Consider the following 527-nt stretch of genomic DNA (forward strand, 5'->3'; position numbering starts at 1 on the left):
TCGAAAATGGTGTGAACCGTTATCCTGATCCGCAACAACTAAAACTGAAGCAGGAGCTTGCCTCTCAAAAAGGGGTTTCTGTGAGTAATATTTTGCTGGGAAATGGTAGTGATGAAGTGCTGGATCTTATCTTTAGAGCCTTTTGTCGGCCACAGGTGGATAATGTGATCACGCTGCCGCCAACTTACGGAATGTACAAGGTGCTGGCGGAACTTAATGAGATCGAGGATCGAAAGGTGCTTCTGAAGAATGATTTTCAACCCGACTTTGAAAAGATACATGCTGAAGTTGATGATATGACCAAACTCATCTTCCTTTGCTCCCCCAACAATCCCACAGGTAACTCATTTTCGGAAGCTTCCGTAGAAAAAATTCTTAAGAATTTTAGCGGACTTGTAGTAATAGATGAAGCTTACATTGATTTTTCAGCAGGTAGAAGCTGGCTGGAGCGACTTGAGGAATTTCCGAACCTGGTGCTCACCCAAACCCTTTCCAAAGCCTATGGTTTGGCGGGAATAAGGCTGGGG

Annotated in this window: 1 protein-coding gene; it reads left to right on the top strand. The window is 44.4% G+C overall.

Going from position 1 to position 527, the window contains the following annotated elements; all coding sequences use genetic code 11:
• Positions 1 to 527, top strand: a 527-nt coding sequence (locus HC176_RS15985; RefSeq protein WP_167919993.1) for an aminotransferase class I/II-fold pyridoxal phosphate-dependent enzyme, incomplete at both ends; no start/stop codon positions are given.

Source organism: Tamlana crocina, from assembly GCF_012037625.1.